This window comes from Sphingobacterium thermophilum, assembly GCF_039541675.1.
Lineage (GTDB): Bacteria > Bacteroidota > Bacteroidia > Sphingobacteriales > Sphingobacteriaceae > Sphingobacterium > Sphingobacterium thermophilum.
In genome coordinates, this window is sequence record NZ_BAABGR010000029.1 from 11,227 (window position 1) to 30,261 (window position 19,035).

A 19,035-nucleotide genomic window follows, 5' to 3' on the forward strand; every position below is an offset into this window, starting at 1 on the left:
AGTTTGAAAGCAATTCACAACCACAACATGGGAATGGCTGAATAAGGGTGTGTTGTTGTAAATATCGGAAAACCTAAGTTTGAAAGCAATTCACAACTAAGCCGCGACAATATATCATGGTTATGCGGTTGTTGTAAATATCGGAAAACCTAAGTTTGAAAGCAATTCACAACCAGCTAAAGGGTGGGATATCAGATATACCGGTTGTTGTAAATATCGGAAAACCTAAGTTTGAAAGCAATTCACAACTAAGTTTGCATATATAAACTCATGAACCTAGTTGTTGTAAATATCGGAAAACCTAAGTTTGAAAGCAATTCACAACTCTAATGGCATATATATATATTGCCTTTCTGTTGTTGTAAATATCGGAAAACCTAAGTTTGAAAGCAATTCACAACCGACATCCGTAGGGAAGTAAACCTATTCTCGTTGTTGTAAATATCGGAAAACCTAAGTTTGAAAGCAATTCACAACTAATCCTTTGCTGCATAATATTTTTGGCCGGTTGTTGTAAATATCGGAAAACCTAAGTTTGAAAGCAATTCACAACTGTACAAGGGTACGGTGAAATTCCTCGTCATCGATATTGAATGTATCAGGGTTGATGCTGATTTCATGAACTTTCTTAATCCCGTCTGGGTGCATCCACCGTTCAGGTGCAAAAAAGCCCGCTGTGCCGTTTTTGCGTGATAGGTTAAGCATACAGTCGTTAAGCTGATTGTTGAATAGCTCTTTATTGTAATAGTCAAACAATGCCTCGATGGTGCCGAATTGTTCTCTTGTAATCATATTGTAAATATAATGAATGAGGGTAAATAAGTGTAATGTACATTACACTTTTTGGAAATAAAAAAACGCATAAACCATGCTGTTAGCGAAATTATTCTTTCGCTAACCTGACCAACTGGTCAATTTCAGAAGGCTTGAAACCTACGGTTCTTGCTAACTCGGTATCACCTTCCATAACCAACAAGGTAGGAACTGTTTTTACTTTATGTTTGATAGCCTTTTCGGGATTATTGAAAGCATTTATGCTATCGTATTGGACATTCAGGCTATTCAGGTAATTAGATACTTCCTGACATGGCAAGCAGTTGTCTTTTTCAAACTTGATAATCGTTTTCATGGCATTTTGTTTAAAAGAGTTAATGAATGTTTTGGCTTCGCTGTTGGTTCCTGACAACTCAAATTTCAATAGCGTAGGCAGGTTGTATTTTTCGGATAACCTGTCGGCAGATAGAGCGAAATTACTGCCCCAATTACGGTTTCCTGATGCTGACACGCTTGATATTAGGTGAGAAAAGCGTTGCATAAAATAATCCGTTGTTACTGGGACTTGGCCATGTCCGGTGGTAAACGTGATTAGATGGCCTTTGTCATCGAAATGCTCGGCCTCGTTTATATTAAGGAATTTCCAGTGTGGACATAAGGCTTTAAGCTTATCGACAAACCGAGCAACGTTGCCTGTTTTGCTATCGAAATATATGGTTGTCTTTTCCATCAGAATATCGTTAATTGATTGTTCAACATAAGGTAATTTCTTAATTCTCTTTCAAATGAAGAGACATGATTTTGAAGTATCGGGCAGCGATTAAGGTAGAAATCTGCATTGTAGCCTAATCTCAAATCATATGCTGATATTGCGGCATCGCCTTTCTCTTGCACTTCTTTAAGCTTTGCCTTGGCTGCGTCAAGGTCTGCTTTAATTTGTTCTAATGTCCTTTTTTGTTTGCTCATGATTTTTTTTATAAGCAATAGACCGTAGAGTAGCAAGCCGTCAAGGGCGTGAGGAACGAACGTTTATATACCCTTGACGGTTTTAGCGCAACGTAGGTACATTTGCTGGCCATAAAAAAATGAGCAATAAAGGACAAACAATTGGGCCGATTCGATAGCCAATGGCTAACTGTGCATCACTGGGTAAACGGCCTTATAGATTCAAGCTCGCTTTTCATGATTAACCGATAAGGCCAATTTTCCATCACCTGTTGAAGTTTTGCAGCTTCATGGGATTGCGCTGTGAGTAAGCTGTCTAACATTGTTTTGGTACTGGGGTCGTTTGTGTTCTGACCGATACGCTTATAATTTGCGTAATGTGCAGCAAAGTCCTCGATGGCTGCTGCCGACATATATTTTGCTGTATAAAGGATGGCAATAATTGCCGTTAGCGTGGCACACATTATCGAGATAAGTATCACACCCATCTTTTTCTTTATATTATCTTTCATAGTCATAAAATAAAAAATAAAAAAGCGCTTTTTTGTCGGGCTGCAGCTGCGCCCGGAACAAAAAAACGCTGAAAAAAGTCGCCTAATTTTTTTCAATCTTGGCCCGATCCGTTCGGGCCTCCCCAAGAGCCGCTAATTTTTTGGCGCTTTTTTAATAATCCGCTACTACGATTGGTATGGAAAAATTGCTGATTTGAGTAGGCGTAGAAATTACGGTTTCACTTTTTACCTGTTTGCCATCGACAAAGAAGGTTATTTTAGTCGTTAGGTCTGTTGCATTTTCAACGTCATATTCTTTCGGAGTAATAACTCCTGCTACGGTAACCGACCTAACCTTTTTAGACGTTTCAAGGGTTCTGCTCTGGGCTGTGATATCCCCTGCTCTAATGAACCAAGCAGCTACGCCCTGTACCCTTTTTACTTCTCCCCATTCGATTCCATTCAGGTTGACAGTTTGGCTTTCATTGCCCAAAACTTGAATATTAAGGGTTTCGTCATACTTGGCGAAATTGGCAGAATGTTCAATCGTTACCTTAACGATTGCTTCGTCTGATGACGGCTGTGGGTTATCATCTTTGGAGCATGATGCAGCCAGTGCCACGATAGCTATCGCAGCCATTCCAAAAAATTTCTTCATGGTATTGAGTTTAAAAATTTATGGATATGATTAATTTGCGTTTTTCAAAACATCCTTCATCAGGTTCCTATCACGTTCGGAATAATTCACGGTGTCTTTTTCGGCTGTATCAGTTTCGACAGTGTCCTGCGGAATAGGACGGATTTCTGAATTAACCGTGTCGGCATTCTGTTCGTTTTCCCTTTGGGAACCTGTTCCGCAAGCTGACAATATGAGGGTAATTGCGGATAACATGATAAGAGTTTTCATAGTCTACAATTGTTATTAATTTACTTCAAAAATACGATTGTTTATGCGTGCTATGTTGTTGTAAATATCGGAAAACCTAAGTTTGAAAGCAATTCACAACTAATGCCGACTTGATACGTCACTCTTGCGGGTTGTTGTAAATATCGGAAAACCTAAGTTTGAAAGCAATTCACAACAGCTGAAGAGCTCAGGGTTATGAATCCTGCGCTCTCATTGGGAAGAGTCGTAATGAAATATAATTTGGTTAATAGTTTTAATGTGTTGAAATACAATTTGTTGTGTTGTGTTTTGTGAAATAATAAATTTTTTATGGATTATGGCCTGAAATTTGCTATATTTCGCATGAAAATATAAGTGGACTGGAATAAATTTGGTAGATGTTTTATTATTCTAGAGTATTCATTTATTAAGCAGCAGCCGAACAGGCTGCTGCTCTTTTTTTATATGAGCCTTTTCAGAAACCGTTTATTATAGTTCTTCTCCTTGTTTTTTCTGTAATTCTTAAACTTTTATACTCATTAAATTTACATTATGATTATTGTCTGAAAGCACAGATGTTTTGAGATAGGTTTTCGCTCTATATCGCCACTATAATGGTACCGGATGGTTCTACGCTGCCCGGGAACGGAAAAAATGGAGTGGTTTACGCTAGGTCAGGAGCTTTGCTTTTTTATCTCTGTATGATGTCGGTGTGTATCCGTACCAGTTTTTTTCTGATTACTTTTTCTTTCTTCGTCTTAAATACCGCACTGAGCAACCCCATCCTTAAAGGCCGAACTAAAATTATAATAGCTTTGGATATAGTCAGGCTGATAGTTAGCGATGTCGCTGTCGCTATATTATTTTCATTCATCAGCATGATGGAGACAGGTGGTATTGTCACCATAGCGGTGTGGGGAGGCACCATAGCTTTTTTTGCAGTGGATAAACTTAAGATCGCTTTAGTGATGAGAGCTACGAGAGTAATTGTCAATATCTTCCTTGAATCTTTGAAGTGGAGAGATAAGGAAAGGATAATGCGTCTTTTTGCCGATAGGATAAGGTGGTACATTCCAGGAAATGAAGATGCGACAGAGTGGATAGGGTACCAAACAACCAAGGGAGAGGTGGAGGCATATTTCGACCTTCTGTGGTCTGCTATAAAGCCCATCTTTGCAGATACCTTGCCGGAAGACAGCTATGCTGTCCTACGTGCCTTGTCGACAGAGTAAGTTGAGGAGTAAAAATTATATGTCCGATGATATGGAAGTACTATTTACAATAACGCTAAACTGTTCTACTACTAAGATTATTTTAGCTCTTATTGCTTCAATTATCAGAATGTTTGCAGGTTCTATTTTTATTGATAAGGTTAAATATTTGAATAGATGACGTTTATAAACAAAAAAATCCCCACATTTCTGTGAGGATTTTTGTGCTCCCAACAGGGCTCGAACCTGTGACCAAAAGATTATGAGTCTTCTACTCTAACCAACTGAGCTATGGGAGCATTTTTGTTTGTCAAATTGAGATTTATTCCCGTTTTGACGATGCAAATATTGATATTTGTAGGGAAAAAAACAAATTTAAAATGCAAAAAATTGAAAATATTATCCTCGATTATGGCAATGTGATTTTCATGATTGACTTCGCAAAATCGCAACATGCTTTCTCTCAATTAGGTATAGAAAATGCGGGTGAAATCTTTGCTCATCATGGCCAGATCGAACTTTTTGACAATTTTGATAAGGGGCTTATCTCTTCGGCCGAGTTTCGTGACGGAATACGTGCTTTGGCCGGAAAGCCGGAGCTGACGGACACGCAGATCGATGAGGCTTGGAATGCGCTGCTTATCGGCGTGCCCCAAGGCAAGCATGAACTCCTCCTGCAGCTTAAAGAAAGATATAGAACCTTCTTGCTGAGCAATAACAATCCTATTCATTATGCACGCTGTATGCAACAGATAAAAGAAGAGTACGGGGTAGAGGACAACACGCCATTCTTCGAGAAAACCTACTATTCCCATCTTATGGGTATGCGAAAGCCGGATCCTGAAATTTTCGAATATGTGCTGCAGCAGCATAATCTGAATCCACAGCATACTGTATTTATTGACGACAGTCCACAGCATTTGCGTACGGCACAACAATTAGGTCTGAAGGTTGAGCTGTGTACTCGTGAAAGACCTTTGGAAGTTATCGTAAAAGAATTAGCACTGATATAAAGGAAATAGAAATAATTTCTAAGAAATTGTGAAATAATGTTTGCTAGTATGAAACAATTTCCTACCTTTGCAAGCACAAAGAATTTTACAACGAAAGGAGGTATACAGAGACTATGATTATCGTAAACGTTAAAGAGGGCGAATCTTTAGATAGAGCGTTAAAACGCTTTAAGAAGAAGTTTGAGAAGACAGGTGTTTTACGTGAGCTACGTGCGCGTCAAGCGTACGAGAAGAAGTCTGTAACTCGTCGTACACAACTTAAGAAAGCTATCTACAAACAATCGTTACTTAGAGAAAATCTTGGTTAATCGGTAGTTTGTATCGAGATAAAGAGGTCAATTGCGAAAGCAGTTGACCTTTTTCCTTTTCCAAAAGAAAAGAAAGGAATTATTTTATAATTCCTTTCTCAAGCGTGCTACCGGGATATTCATGGATTCCCGATATTTGGCGACGGTACGTCTGGCTATGGAGTATCCCTTCTCTTTGAGGATTTCTGTCAGCTTTTCGTCTGCCAAAGGTTTGCGTTTATCTTCGTTAGCAATACATTCTGCCAAAATTTTCTTCACCTCCTTATTGGATACTTCTTCGCCGGAGTCGGTTTGTATGGCTTCCGAGAAGAAAGATTTTAGAAGGAAGGTGCCAAACTCGGTCTGCACATATTTAGAGTTGGCCACACGAGACACGGTGGAGATGTCCATGCCTATCTCTTCGGCTATATCTTTCAGGATCATGGGTTTGAGCTTGCGCTCGTCGCCAGTCAGGAAGTATTCGTATTGATAGTTCATGATGGCGTTCATTGTCTTTAGCAGCGTTTGCTGCCTTTGTTTGATGGCGTCGATGAACCATTTTGCGGAGTCTATCTTAGCCTTCACAAACTGCACGGCCTCCTTCATTTTTTTGTCGGTCTTTTCTGCCTTTTCGTAGTGCTCGAACATCTCTTGGTAGGTGCGCGAGATACGAAGCTCTGGAGCGTTGCGTCCGTTGAGTGTAAGATGGAGTACGCCGTCGTTGTTGGTGATATGGAAATCCGGAATAATCTGCAGCTGCTTTCCCGATGCCGAAGAAGAATCACCCGGCTTAGGATTCAACTTCAGGATCTCGTTGATGATTTCCTTGAGCTCATCCGAAGTCACGTTGAGCTGCTTTTCGATTTTGTCGTAATGTTTTTTGGTGAACTCATCCAAGTAATTTTCTACCACCTGGATAGCTTTTTGTATGATTTCGTTGTTTTGGTCTTTTTTACGCAACTGGATAAGGAGACACTCTTGAAGGTTGCGTGCGCCGATACCTGCAGGTTCAAAACCTTGGATAATATGAAGCATATCCAATACTTCACTCTCTTCGGCCATGACGTTCTGCGAGAAGGCCAAGTCGTCGATAAGTGAAAGGATAGGACGACGCAGATAGCCATCGTCGTCCAAGCTGCCAATAATTTGATTTCCTATGAGGTATTCCTTATCGGTCAGCGGAAGGAGATCCAGCTGATTCTGTAGTTTCTCAAAAAAAGAATACTGTACCGGTATGGGAATCTCTTTGTGCTCTTCTTCGTCGTCACTATTGTAATTGCTCCCATAGTCTTTATAGTCGTCATCCTGTATATATTCTTCCAGGGAAAATTCTTCTTCGAAAGAATCTTCTCCTTCCTTTTCGTAGTCGTCGGGATCTTTGTCCGGATATTCCTCCAAGGGTTCGTTCATGTTTACCAAACTAGCATCCTCCAAGGCAGGATTTTCTTCCAGTTCCTCTTTTATGCGGGCATCCAATGATGCTGTAGGAACCTGCAGCAGCTTGATAAACTGTATCTGTTGCGGAGATAACTTTTGTAATAATTTCTGTTGTAAAGTCTGTTTTAACATGTTTCTCGTTAGAATATCACAAGGTAAATTTACTTAAATAAAATGAATAATTTTAGGCATAGCAAGACTTCATTTTGTCTTTGTCCTTATTATACTACAGAAGTATTTGGGAATGTAAGATTTAATCCATTATTATCTTTTGTTAAAAATCGTTAATTTTATTAACAGGGGTTTATTTATCCGGATTTTTCGTAGGATAATAACAAACTATTTTTCATATTTACTCTATGTTTAGACGTGTAAAAAATCGGCCCTTACGATACCTTATAATAACAGTTTATTGTGTCGTATTGTTCACCTGTGCCGTACAGCTTAACTTTTTATGGTTGTTTGGTTATTCTCCTACGCGGAAAGATATTCTAATGCCTACACTCAATGTGGCATCAGAGCTATATACTGCCGATTCGGTGTTGATAGGAAGGTACTTCGATGAGGATCGTGATCCTATACCTTTCGACAGCATTTCGTCGGATGTTATCAATGCGTTGATTGCTACGGAAGACATTCGTTTCTACAAGCACCATGGGGTGGACTTTCTCGGCTTGGCGTCGGGGATTGTTTCTACCTTGAAGGGTGATCAGCGGGGAGCTAGTACCATTACACAGCAACTCGCCAAGAACTTGTTCAAAACACGTTATAGCCATTCCCAAGGCTACTTGAGTAAAATTCCAGGCCTACGCATCTTAGTCACCAAGTATAAAGAATGGATGACGGCTTACAAACTGGAAAGCAAATACAGCAAAAAGGAAATCATCACGATGTATCTCAATACGGTGTCGTTTAGCAACAACGCCTTCGGCATCAAGTCGGCATCGCTACGCTATTTCAATAAGCTTCCTTCACAGCTGAACACCAATGAGAGTGCCCTACTGGTGGGGATGTTGAAAGGTACTACAATATATAATCCCATCCGTAACCCTAAAAATGCACTGCAACGTCGCAATGTGGTGCTCTCGCAGATGCAGAAAGCGGGATTTCTATCTTCGGATGAAGTAGCACAATTGGCACAAGATTCGTTAAAGTTAGACTTAGGTTACCATGCCAAGGTGGATGCTAACGACTCTTACTTGCGATCGGCCGTATATAGATGGCTGGACAAGTGGAGTCAGGACAATGAAATCGATATCAATAAGGCGGGACTAAAAATATATACCACTATAGATTCGAGGATGCAGAAGATTGCCGAAGAGGTGGTAGCCAAAAAGATGAAAGAGCTGCAGCGACGTCTGGAAAACACTTGGTCCGGCACAGAACCGTGGCGCGACAAAGGGGGTAATGTTATTCCGGACTTCCTTGAAAATCAGGCACGCAAGCTGCCTATTTATCAGAGTTTGATGCAGCGCTTTAATAATAATGAAGATAGTGTGTTTCAGGAGCTTCGTAAGAAGAAAGAAATGGAGGTGTTTACCTGGGATGGCATGAAGAAGGTAAACTACTCCACTATGGATTCGCTGAAGCATTATGTCATGATGCTGAATACAGGTATGATGGCGATGAATCCGTACTCTGGAGAGATCAAGGTGTGGGTAGGAGGTATCAACCATCATTTCTTTAAGTTTGATCATGTGAATCAGGCTAAAAGACAGGCAGGCTCTACCTTCAAACCTTTTGCTTATCTGGCGGCATTGGAGTCCGGCATGAGCCCCTGCGACAAGTTCGTCGATAAGCCCGTGAAAATAGAGTTTATGGGTAAAGATGGCCTCGAAACATGGGAACCTAAAAATGCAGATTGGTCGGTGTCGTATCAGGAAATGTCGCTGCGCCACGCTATGGCGCGCTCGCTAAACACCATCACGGCCCAGGTAACAGAAGTTGTAGGGCCTGAGAAGGTGGTAGAGATTGCGCACAAATGTGGTATTGAAAGTAAGTTGCAGGCAGTGCCTTCCGTAGGTTTGGGACCGAACGATGTATCGGTATACGAGATGGTGAAAGCGTATTGTACCTTCATGAATGCCGGTAAAACTACCGAGCCTATACTGGTAAGCAAGATTGTAGATCAAGAAGGTAATATTATCGCTTCTTTCGAGACTGAACATAAACAGGTGATAAGTCCGGAGAATGCATGGTTGATGACCTATATGTTGCGTGGAACCATAGAAGAACCGAGAGGTACTTCGCAGGCCCTTTGGGAGTGGGATCTGTTTAGAAACAACAACCAAATAGGAGGTAAGACCGGAACATCATCAGACTATGTGGATGCCTGGTATATGGGAGTGACAAAAGATTTGGTCGCTGGCGTGTGGGTAGGCTGTGACGAGCAAAGTATCCACTTCCGTAACTCAGCCTCGGGAGAAGGATCGAGAACAGCACTTCCAATATTTGCCATGTTTATGGAGGAGGTATACAAACATCCTGAATTGGGGGTCACTTTTGGTAAGTTCCCGGAGCCTACCGTAGAAATTAAGAAGCCTTACCAATGTGAAACACCTCGACATATTTATCAGCCGCAGGAGCCGGATTCTACTCAGGTAGAGGAAGGTGAAGATTTGGAAATAGATCCAGAGCTGCAGCAAAACGAAGAAACACAAGAAGAAGAACATACGACTCAAACACAATAAAAAGAAAGCTGTTTAACCCTACATAACTGATTAATTATGAGTTGCTATAAGAATCGCAGCTTGACCAAAATGTTATTTGCACTTCTGCTGGTGCTGTTCATGACGGGTAGCGCTACAGCCCAATATTTTGGTCAAAATAAGATGCGCTATAAGAAGCTGAATTTTAAGGTGTATGACACCCCTCATTTCAATATCTACTATTACCTGAAAAATGACTCGGTGATGCGTTGGCTCGCTAAAGAGGCAGAGGTATGGTATGATATGCACCAACAGGTGTTTCAGGATACTTTTATCCGTAAAAATCCAATTATCCTTTATAATAACCATCCGGAATTCCAGCAGACTACAGCCATCAACGGTGAGATTTCGGTAGGAACAGGTGGGGTTACGGAAGCGTTCAAGCAGCGTGTAGTCATGCCTTTGATGCAGATCAACCAGCAAACACGACATGTCTTGGGACACGAGATGGTGCACGCTTTCCAATACCGTGTCATCATGGAAGGTAATGACTCTACCCGACTGGAAAACATAGGAAACATTCCCTTGTGGATGATTGAAGGGATGGCCGAGTATTTTTTCATAGGAAAAAAAGATGCTTTTACGGCGATGTGGCTACGAGATGCCTATCTGCATAAGGATATCCCTTCTCTGAAGCAGATGACCGAGCAGTCGTACGACTATTTTCCTTATCGCTATGGACAGGCCTTTTGGTCTTTCATAGGCTCTACATATGGAGATACTGTCATCATGCCGTTGTTTTACGAAACCGCAAAATATGGGTATGAGTTTGCTATGCGCCGTGTGTTTGGTTATGATGCGCAGACCATGTCCACCTTGTGGCGCAACAGCATAGAGCAGGCCTACCGTAACCTCGGTAAGGATACCACTACAAGACCTATAGGGATAAACCTTATCAATGCCCGTAATGCTGGTAGTATGAATGTGTCGCCAAGTATATCGCCCAACGGCAAATATGTCGTATATCTGTCAGAACAGGACCTCTTTAGCATAGACCTTTATCTGGCCGATGCTAGTACAGGTAAGCGTATCCGTAAGTTGGGAAGTAAGCTTACCAATAAAGATATAGACGAATTCAGCTTTTTGGAATCTGCAGGTTCCTTCTCACCCGACTCCCGAAAGTTTGCCTTTTCGGTCTTTTCTCAGGGCAAAAATAAGCTGATGATTGTGGATGTAGAGACAGGCAACCCGGTGTTGGTAGAAGCTATGGGCGATATTGTAGAATTTGCCAACATAGCATGGGCTCCCGATGGAGAGACTGTAGTGTTCTCCGGTCTGGTGGAAGGACAGTCTGACCTCTACACCTATAATATTAAGACGAAGGAACTAAAGCAGCTCACAAATGACCCTTACTCGGACTATCAGCCTAACTATTCTAAGGATGGTAAATATATAGTCTTTAGTACGGACCGTGTAGCTTTACAGGGTGACAGCCGCTCAGTAGATATTCCAATGAACCTAGCTTTGTATGAAGTAGCTACAGGCAAAATCGTTAATATCGATGTATTCCCAGGAGCAAATAATCTGAACCCTCATTTTGCGGCCAACGGAGAAGATATTTATTTCCTGTCAAATGCCGATGGCTTCCGCAACCTGTACCGCTATAACCTTTCGTCAGCAACGGTAGAGCGTATGACAGACTATTTTACAGGTATTTCCGGCATAACGGAATATTCCCCTGCAATTTCTATTTCTGATAACGATGAAATCGTTTATTCTTTCTTTAAGAAAAAAACATACGACATCTATAAAGCAAAACTATCGGAGTTTACACCGGAAAGGGTAGACCCTCAGTATGTGGATATGACTGCCGCCATTTTGCCTCCTAATATTGATCGAGGTGTAAATGTGGTGAATAGAAATTTGATGAATTTCAATGTTTTTGAACGTATTTCTGATGAACAAATCACCAATATCCCATATTCTCCGAAGTTTAAGCTTGACTATCTTGCAAATGCAGGGATAGGTATGTCAGTAGGTTCACGCTATGGTGCAGGTATCAGCTCGGGTGTGCAAGGACAGTTTTCTGATATTTTGGGGTACAATCAAATATTTGCTGCACTAAATATCAACGGTGAGATTTATGATTTCGGTGGACAGGTAGCTTATATTAATCAGCGTAGCCGATGGAACTGGGGGGGAGCGATCTCTCATATTCCGTATATGACGGGGTTTTCGGTATATGGATATGAGGATTTCGGATATGGAAATGAGCCGGCTGTAAGTACTTATATCATCCGTTCTTTTCAAACACAGGCTGAAGCCTTTGTGGCATATCCATTCAATCGAAGTCATCGTTTTGAGGTGGGGGGGGCAATAGCGCGCTATGGCTATCGCGTGGATAAATGGAGACAATCATATTATTTCGGCTATGGTGACAGACAAAAGATATCGAACGAGGAAGCATCGCAGCTAGGCTTTGGTAACCTTGATCCTTTTGTTATCCAGCAGGTGAATGCCGGCTTCGTGGGCGATAATGCTGTGTTCGGTCTTACTGCTCCTCTGCAAGGTTTCCGCTACCGTATTGGAGCTGAACAGTACTTCGGTGATTATAACTTTTCCGCCATAAATATTGATTTGAGAAAATATAATCGCTATAATCCGGTAACTCTTGCGGCACGCTTCTATTCGTATATGCGTGTGGGCAATGATAGTAAAGCTTTATATCCGTTGTATATCGGTTATCCATATTTAATCCGTGGTTATGAAAGCGGAAATGTAGATGTGACAGGAAATGTAGGTTTTGAACAGCTGTCGGGAGCTAAGATGGCTGTGGCGAATTTCGAAATACGTATTCCTTTTACAGGACCGGAAAAGCTGGCGGTAATAAAATCAGGACTTTTGTTCTCGGATCTAAACTTCTTCGTGGATGGAGGTGTGGCATGGGATAAAGTGCAATACGACAATGCTACGCCGAACCAAAGCGGAACAAAAGATTTCCGACCGGTGTATAGTGCCGGTGTCTCACTTCGTGTGAATCTCTTTGGCGCCATGATATTAGAACCTTACTACGCCATACCTTTCCAAAAGACAAAGTCTAAATTTGGTACTTTTGGATTAAACTTTGCGCCGGGATGGTAGTCTAAATTGTAGAAGTTGCGATTAGGTTAAGGTTGTCAAAAGCTGTTGTTTGTCATTAAGCGCAAACAGCAGCTTTTGTTTTTATGCTTCCCTGAAAGGTGTGTATACCTAACCAGTTGGGATTATAACGTCGGATAAGACGTTCCTTTTGCATATGTGTATAGCTGTTGAGCTCTTGCGTTCTTTTCTCAGCCTGCTCCATGCTATCGTATTCTTCCACATGGATAATACGCGTAAACTTAGGCCCCAGAAGAGACGTATGACGCGCTGCCTCCTGCAGTTCGAATAGTTTCAATGCTAAATCTTCACAATATCCTGCTTCCAAATATATTCTGTTGGCGTCTGTCGTAATGTAAACAAAGCATTTTTTCATAATATTTGCTAATTTATTTGGGGTTACGAATAATCTTTACTAATTTTATTGGCACAATATTACTAATAATTTTAGTATTTAAAAATAATTTTGAAAAAATATTATGTCAAACATCGCATCAAATCTCAAGTATCTACGTAAGAAACATAATCTGACCCAGCAACAATTTGCTGATATTATGGAAATTAAGAGGGCTTCCGTAGGTGCTTATGAAGAAGATCGCGCCGAGCCAAAATATGATTTGCTAAAAAAAATAGCTGAGTATTATGGTTTGACGATGGATGAATTGGTAAACGAACAGATAGATGATAAATGGAAACCTGCAGCCAAAGGTGCTGCTTCCAACTTGAGAGTGCTTTCTATCACCGTAGATAAAGAGGATAGGGAAAATATAGAGATAGTGCCTGTGAAGGCTAGCGCCGGATACCTCAACGGATATGGTGACCCGGAATATGTACGAGAGCTTCCTAAATTTTCTTTACCTATATTTAATCAAGGTACGTATCGTGCTTTTGAAATCAAGGGAGACTCTATGTTGCCTCTGCCTAGTGGCTCCATCATCATCGGCGAATACGTAGAGAACTGGCATGATATCAAACCTGGCCAAACCTATGTTATCATTTCGAAGGAGGAAGGTATCGTTTACAAGCGTATAGGTCAGAAATACCGGGAGGATAAAGGATTGAAGCTGGTGTCTGACAATAAAATTTATGAGCCGTACTGGGTGGCCTCTGCCGACATTCTTGAAGTATGGAAGGCCAAAGCCTATATCTCTACCGAATTTCCAGAGCCAAGTCCTGAACCTACTATAGAGTCGCTAACCGCTATGATGGCCGAAATGCAGAAAACCATCAAGTCTGTTGTGGAAACGAAAAAATAAAGTGCAAAATTTTTTGCACAAGAAATAATTGTGTATATTTGCGCTAACAGAAAGGAAAGGGGGCATTGTATTGCCCCCTTTTTTAGTTCATTTTTGAAAATTTATGCAAATTGAAAAACGTGTTCGAGAGTTAGTCGAAGAGAAAATTGCCGACAGACCGGATTTATTTATTGTCAGCATCACCATGCAGAAGAATAACACCTTGTCGATTCTGTTGGATGGTGACAATGGCGTTTCGATTGATGACTGTGTAAGCGTGAGCAGACATGTGGGCTACTTTCTGGAAGAAGAAAATGTGATAGACCATGCCTACCGCTTAGAGGTTTCCTCACCAGGGATAGATTCGCCGCTACTGCTTCTACGTCAATATATCAAAAATACAGGACGTGAAGTAAGGGTTAAATTAACTAACGGCGACAAAAAGGAAGGTAAGCTTCTTTCCGCTGATGAGTCGCAGATAGTAATCGAAGAGAAAGTAAAAGAAAAAGGCAAGAAAGCCTATCTACAAGAGACAGCATTGCCTTTCAATCAAATAAAGGAAACAAGAGTATTAATTTCATTTAAATAAAATGAGCAGCAATATTAATTTGATTGACTCTTTTCAGGAGTTTAAAGAGTTCAAAAATATTGACCGTCCTACGGTAATTACAGTACTTGAAGAAGTATTTCGTAGTATGATACGTAAACGTTTCGGTACCGACGAAAACGTGGACGTCATCGTAAACCCAGATAACGGAGACTTAGAAATTTGGAGAACGCGTGTGGTGGTGGAAGATGGATTTTCAGAAGATGATGACTTGGAAATCGAACTTGCCGAAGCACGTCAATATGATCCGGATTTAGAAGTAGGGGATGAGTATATCGAACCTATCACGCTAGAAAGCTTCGGACGTCGTGCCATCCTAGCTGCTCGTCAAACTTTAGTTTCAAAAATTTTGGAACTAGAGAAAGATGAAGTTTACAAAAAATACAAAGACCGCGAAGGAGAGTTGGTGATTGGGGAGGTATATCAAATCTGGAAAAAAGAGATTTTGGTGCTGGATGAAGACGGTAACGAATTGTTGTTGCCTAAATCAGAGCAGATACCTGCTGACTACTTCAAAAAAGGAGATTCTATACGTGCGGTAGTGCACAAGGTAGAGATGATAAACAGCAATCCAAAGATTATCATTTCACGTACGGCTCCAGAATTCTTACAGCGTCTGTTTGAACTAGAAGTACCTGAAATCTTCGATGGATTGATCACCATCAAGAAGATTGTCCGTGAGCCGGGAGAACGTGCTAAAGTTGCGGTAGAGTCCTACGACGACCGTATCGATCCGGTAGGAGCATGTGTAGGAATGAAAGGATCACGTATCCATGGTATAGTACGCGAGCTACGCAATGAAAATATCGACGTGATCAACTACACAACCAACGCGTCGTTGTATATCACTCGTGCCTTGAGTCCAGCACGTATTTCGTCTATCAAGATCGACGAAGAAAACAAAAGAGCTTCGGTATACTTGAAACCGGACCAAGTGTCATTGGCTATCGGCCGTGGCGGTCACAACATCAAATTGGCAGGCAAGCTTACCGGTTATGAAATCGACGTTTATCGCGAAAGTGACGAATACGAAGAGGACGTGGACATCGAAGAATTCGCAGATGAAATCGATGGCTGGATTATCGACGAATTGAAACGTGTAGGTTTGGACAGCGCCAAAGCAGTATTAGCTTTGTCACAAGAAGAGTTGGTACGCCGCACAGACTTGGAAGAAGATACTATTGCAGAGATTCTTCGCATATTGGCTGCTGAGTTCGAATAGGACTCAGCCGCTAAATTTATTGCATATTAAAATGTAAATTTTTGTTAAAGCGAACGAAAAAATCATATTTTTGTAAAGAACAAAATTTTTAGAGGTTAACATTAGATGACAGAAGGTAAAAGCATAAACTTACTCAAAGCAGCAAAAGAGCTCAACATTGGGATTGGTACAGCAGTAGAATATTTAAAGGAAAATGGTTTTGAGGTTGAAGCAAAGCCTAATACCAAGATATCTACTGAGATGTACGATGTTCTTTTGCGTAAATTCCAAGGAGACAAAATCGCAAAAGATGAAGCTAAACAGATAGTTATTGGCAAAATCCGTCGTGATGAGGCACCTTCGACGGCTACATCGGCTGGTCCACATGGGTCATCTAACTCTAAAAATGAGGATGCAGAAAATGAAATCCTAATCAAAACGCCTTTGACTCCTCCACCAGCACCGTTTGTGAAGTCTGAAGATAAGGAAGAGTCGCATACCGGCTCTTTAAAAGTGGTAGGAAAAATTGATTTGGACGCTTTAAACAAGCCTAAGAAAAAGGTAGAAGAGAAGGTCGAACCTAAAGGTGCTGAGGAAAAAACTCAACCGGCAGCGAAAGCGGAAGAGCCTAAGGTCGACCCCGCAAAACCTGTCGTTGAAACTCCAAAGGCGGTAACAAAGGGAGAACCAAAAGAGGAAATTCAACCTAAGGCGGAAGCTCCTGCTCAGGAAGAAGTGAAAAAAGAGGCTGTAGCTCCAAAAGAAGAACCTAAAAAAGAAGAGAAAGCAGTAGAACAGCCTAACGCTAAAGTGGAAAATATTGAAAAGGCAGAACCTAAGAAAGAGCTTTCTGCCGAAGAACAGCATACGGACGATGTCATTCGTGCCCGTTCTGAGAAGTTAGAAGGACCTAAGGTGGTAGGTAAGATAGAATTGCCTGTTTTCAAGCCTAAAGAAAAGCCTGTAGCGTCATCATCTAATGTAAATCAGGAAAACAAACGTAAACGTAAGCGTACGAATAAACCTGGAACACCTGTTTCTGCTACGGAACAAGGTCATCACGGTGGCCCTAACAAGCAGGGAGGAAAGCAGGGAGATAATCGTTCAAACCAGCAGGCAGGAGGTAAGAACCGCCCTGCAGGCAAAGGTAAATTTGATCACAAGGGTAAAGGTCATAAAAATGAGCCTGTAAAAGAGGAACTCTCGGAAAAAGAAATCCAAGAGCAAATCAAGGCTACATTGGCCCGCCTGAGTGGTGCCGGTAAGTCAAGTAAGTTTGCACAACGTGCTAAGCTTCGCCGCCAGAAACGTGATGATATAGCACACTCAGCGGAAGAGGCTGCATTGGAACAAGAAAAGTTGGCAAAGGTGTTGCGTGTAACGGAGTTCGTTACTGCCAACGAGTTGGCCAACCTGATGGATGTTCCTGTAACACAGGTAATCTCTACCTGTATGAGTTTGGGTATGTTCGTTTCGATCAACCAACGTTTGGATGCCGAAACACTTACCATCGTTGCTGATGAGTTCGGCTATCAAGTAGAATTCATCAAACCTGAGGACGAGCAGGTTGCAGAATTGGAAGAACCTGATAAAGAAGAAAACCTTGTTCCTCGTGCTCCTATTGTTACAGTGATGGGACACGTTGACCACGGTAAGACCTCTTTATTGGACTACATACGTAAAGCCAACGTAACGAAAGGTGAGGCAGGGGGGATTACCCAGCACATCGGTGCTTACTTGGTAACATTGGACGATGGTCGCAAGATCACGTTCTTGGATACTCCGGGTCACGAGGCCTTCACGGCGATGCGTGCCCGTGGTGCTAAAGTGACGGATATCGTTATTATCGTTATCGCTGCGGATGACGCGGTGATGCCTCAGACCATAGAGGCTATCAACCACGCTCAGGCTGCAGGATCTCCAATAGTATTTGCCTTCACAAAAATCGATAAGCCGGGAGCTAACTCAGACAGAATTCGTGAACAGTTGGCAAATATGAACATCTTAGTAGAAGAATGGGGTGGTAAATACCAAACCCAAGAAATTTCTGCTAAGACGGGTGAAAACGTAGAACTGCTATTGGAAAAAGTGTTGTTGGAAGCTGAGTTGTTGGATCTTAAGGCGGATCCTAAGAAACGTGGCGTAGGTTCTGTCATCGAATCAGCGTTGGATAAAGGTCGCGGTATTGTGACCACAGTGCTGGTACAAGGAGGTACATTACGTGTAGGTGATCCTATTTTGGCAGGGCCATATTCAGGAAAGGTAAAAGCTTTGATCAACGAAAGAGGAGAACGTGTGAAGGAAGCCGGTCCTTCGGTTCCTGTCCAAATCTTGGGTATGTCGGGAGCACCGACAGCGGGAGATAAGCTTTACGTAATGGAAAGTGAATCGGAAGCACGTCAGGTGGCAAACAAACGCTTGCAGCTGCAGCGTGAGCAAGGCATGCGTGCTACTAAACATATCACATTGGATGAGATCGGTCGTCGTCTGGCGATTGGAAACTTCAAAGAGCTTAACATCATCGTTAAGGGTGACGTGGACGGTTCTATCGAAGCGTTGTCGGATGCCTTGTTGAAACTTTCTACCGATGAAATCCAAGTGAATATTATCCATAAGTCGGTAGGTGCTATTTCGGAATCCGACGTCTTATTGGCTTCAGCTTCTGATGCTATTATCATTGGTTTCCAAGTACGTCCTACACAGGGGGCACGTAAGTTGGCCGAGCAAGAGCAGATCGATGTGCGCTTGTATTCGATTATCTACGATGCTATTGAAGAAATCAAGTCCGCAATGGAAGGAATGTTGGCACCTAAATATGAAGAGAAAGTTGTGGGTGAAGTGGAAATCCGCGAAACCTTCAAAATCTCTAAAGTGGGTACCGTTGCAGGATGTATGGTTACCAGCGGTAAAATCGCACGTAACAACGATATTCGTGTAATCCGTGATGGAGTGGTGATCCATACCGGTAAACTGGCTTCTTTGAAGCGCTTCAAAGACGACGTGAAAGAGGTTACACAAGGGTATGAATGTGGTCTAAACATCGACCGTTTTAATGATATCAAAGTTGGTGATATCATAGAAGTATACGAACAAGTAGAAGTAAAACGTAAGTTATAGTCTTACAAATTATAGTTAATATTTTGTAAAATCCCGGCCCACAGG

General features: G+C 41.7%; 16 protein-coding genes, 1 tRNA gene and 1 CRISPR repeat array (1 of these 18 only partly in view). Of the genes, 9 read left to right on the forward strand and 8 right to left on the reverse strand.

What is annotated here, in order from left to right; genetic code table 11:
• Positions 1-553: a CRISPR direct-repeat array (repeat unit 46 nt; unit sequence GTTGTTGTAAATATCGGAAAACCTAAGTTTGAAAGCAATTCACAAC); it begins 4,279 nt to the left of the window's first position.
• Between the two features lie 330 nt (positions 554-883).
• From nrdI to ABD873_RS09785, 5 genes are all read right to left on the reverse strand, one after another.
• Positions 884-1,504: a class Ib ribonucleoside-diphosphate reductase assembly flavoprotein NrdI gene (nrdI, locus tag ABD873_RS09765; protein ID WP_345067867.1), complete on the reverse strand. Its 621-nt coding sequence runs from the start codon at positions 1,502-1,504 to the stop codon at positions 884-886.
• Positions 1,504-1,740 carry a hypothetical protein gene (locus tag ABD873_RS09770; protein ID WP_345067869.1) on the reverse strand — a complete coding sequence of 79 codons (237 nt, stop codon included), beginning with the start codon at positions 1,738-1,740 and terminating at the stop codon, positions 1,504-1,506. The genes nrdI and ABD873_RS09770 overlap by 1 nt, the downstream gene beginning before the upstream one ends.
• A gap of 176 nt (positions 1,741-1,916) precedes the next feature.
• Positions 1,917-2,231, reverse strand: coding sequence for a hypothetical protein (locus ABD873_RS09775; RefSeq protein WP_345067871.1), 315 nt, complete (start codon positions 2,229-2,231; stop codon positions 1,917-1,919).
• Positions 2,232-2,382: 151 nt separating this feature from the next.
• Positions 2,383-2,868 (reverse strand): beta-barrel fold lipoprotein, encoded by a 486-nt coding sequence (locus tag ABD873_RS09780; RefSeq protein WP_345067873.1) that lies wholly within the window; start codon positions 2,866-2,868, stop codon positions 2,383-2,385.
• Positions 2,869-2,898: 30 nt separating this feature from the next.
• On the reverse strand, positions 2,899-3,117 hold the full coding sequence (locus ABD873_RS09785; RefSeq protein WP_345067875.1) for a hypothetical protein: 219 nt from the start codon (positions 3,115-3,117) through the stop codon (positions 2,899-2,901).
• A gap of 794 nt (positions 3,118-3,911) precedes the next feature.
• Between ABD873_RS09785 and ABD873_RS09790 the strand changes: the two genes are divergently transcribed.
• Positions 3,912-4,328, forward strand: a complete 417-nt coding sequence (locus tag ABD873_RS09790; RefSeq protein ID WP_345067877.1) for a nuclear transport factor 2-like protein — start codon at positions 3,912-3,914, stop codon at positions 4,326-4,328.
• Between the two features lie 204 nt (positions 4,329-4,532).
• Here the strand turns inward: ABD873_RS09790 and ABD873_RS09795 are convergent.
• Positions 4,533-4,606: transfer RNA gene (locus ABD873_RS09795), tRNA-Ile, on the reverse strand.
• An 81-nt stretch (positions 4,607-4,687) separates the two neighbouring features.
• On the opposite strand from ABD873_RS09795, the gene ABD873_RS09800 reads away from it, so the two are divergent.
• Positions 4,688-5,320 (forward strand): HAD family hydrolase, encoded by a 633-nt coding sequence (locus tag ABD873_RS09800; protein WP_345067879.1) that lies wholly within the window; start codon positions 4,688-4,690, stop codon positions 5,318-5,320.
• A 113-nt stretch (positions 5,321-5,433) separates the two neighbouring features.
• On the forward strand, positions 5,434-5,628 hold the full coding sequence (rpsU, locus tag ABD873_RS09805; protein WP_039053706.1) for a 30S ribosomal protein S21: 195 nt from the start codon (positions 5,434-5,436) through the stop codon (positions 5,626-5,628).
• A gap of 84 nt (positions 5,629-5,712) precedes the next feature.
• Here rpsU and rpoN read toward each other — a convergent pair whose 3' ends face one another.
• Positions 5,713-7,176, reverse strand: a complete 1,464-nt coding sequence (gene rpoN, locus ABD873_RS09810; RefSeq protein WP_039053705.1) for an RNA polymerase factor sigma-54 — start codon at positions 7,174-7,176, stop codon at positions 5,713-5,715.
• A gap of 362 nt (positions 7,177-7,538) precedes the next feature.
• Here rpoN and ABD873_RS09815 point away from each other — a divergent pair, with 362 nt between their 5' ends.
• Together ABD873_RS09815 and ABD873_RS09820 are read left to right on the forward strand one after the other, a co-directional pair.
• On the forward strand, positions 7,539-9,734 hold the full coding sequence (locus tag ABD873_RS09815) for a transglycosylase domain-containing protein (RefSeq protein ID WP_345067882.1): 2,196 nt from the start codon (positions 7,539-7,541) through the stop codon (positions 9,732-9,734).
• Between the two features lie 69 nt (positions 9,735-9,803).
• The gene (locus ABD873_RS09820; RefSeq protein ID WP_345067884.1) at positions 9,804-12,833 is read left to right on the forward strand and encodes a tolB protein precursor; all 3,030 of its coding nucleotides are present in this window, start codon (positions 9,804-9,806) and stop codon (positions 12,831-12,833) included.
• A 55-nt stretch (positions 12,834-12,888) separates the two neighbouring features.
• Here the strand turns inward: ABD873_RS09820 and ABD873_RS09825 are convergent, their stop codons facing one another.
• Positions 12,889-13,206 (reverse strand): GIY-YIG nuclease family protein, encoded by a 318-nt coding sequence (locus ABD873_RS09825; protein WP_052258527.1) that lies wholly within the window; start codon positions 13,204-13,206, stop codon positions 12,889-12,891.
• A gap of 103 nt (positions 13,207-13,309) precedes the next feature.
• Between ABD873_RS09825 and ABD873_RS09830 the strand changes: the two genes are divergently transcribed.
• From ABD873_RS09830 to infB, 4 genes are all read left to right on the forward strand, one after another.
• A complete protein-coding gene (locus ABD873_RS09830; protein ID WP_345067886.1) occupies positions 13,310-14,086 on the forward strand; it encodes an XRE family transcriptional regulator in 777 nt (258 codons plus the stop codon).
• 103 nt (positions 14,087-14,189) lie between these two features.
• Complete coding sequence (gene rimP / locus ABD873_RS09835; RefSeq protein WP_345067887.1) at positions 14,190-14,654, forward strand: ribosome assembly cofactor RimP; 465 nt, start codon at positions 14,190-14,192, stop codon at positions 14,652-14,654.
• Position 14,655: 1 nt separating this feature from the next.
• Positions 14,656-15,894, forward strand: coding sequence for a transcription termination factor NusA (gene nusA, locus ABD873_RS09840; protein ID WP_039052851.1), 1,239 nt, complete (start codon positions 14,656-14,658; stop codon positions 15,892-15,894).
• A 105-nt stretch (positions 15,895-15,999) separates the two neighbouring features.
• Complete coding sequence (gene infB, locus ABD873_RS09845) at positions 16,000-18,990, forward strand: translation initiation factor IF-2 (RefSeq protein ID WP_345067890.1); 2,991 nt, start codon at positions 16,000-16,002, stop codon at positions 18,988-18,990.
• The last annotated feature ends 45 nt before the right edge of the window (positions 18,991-19,035 follow it).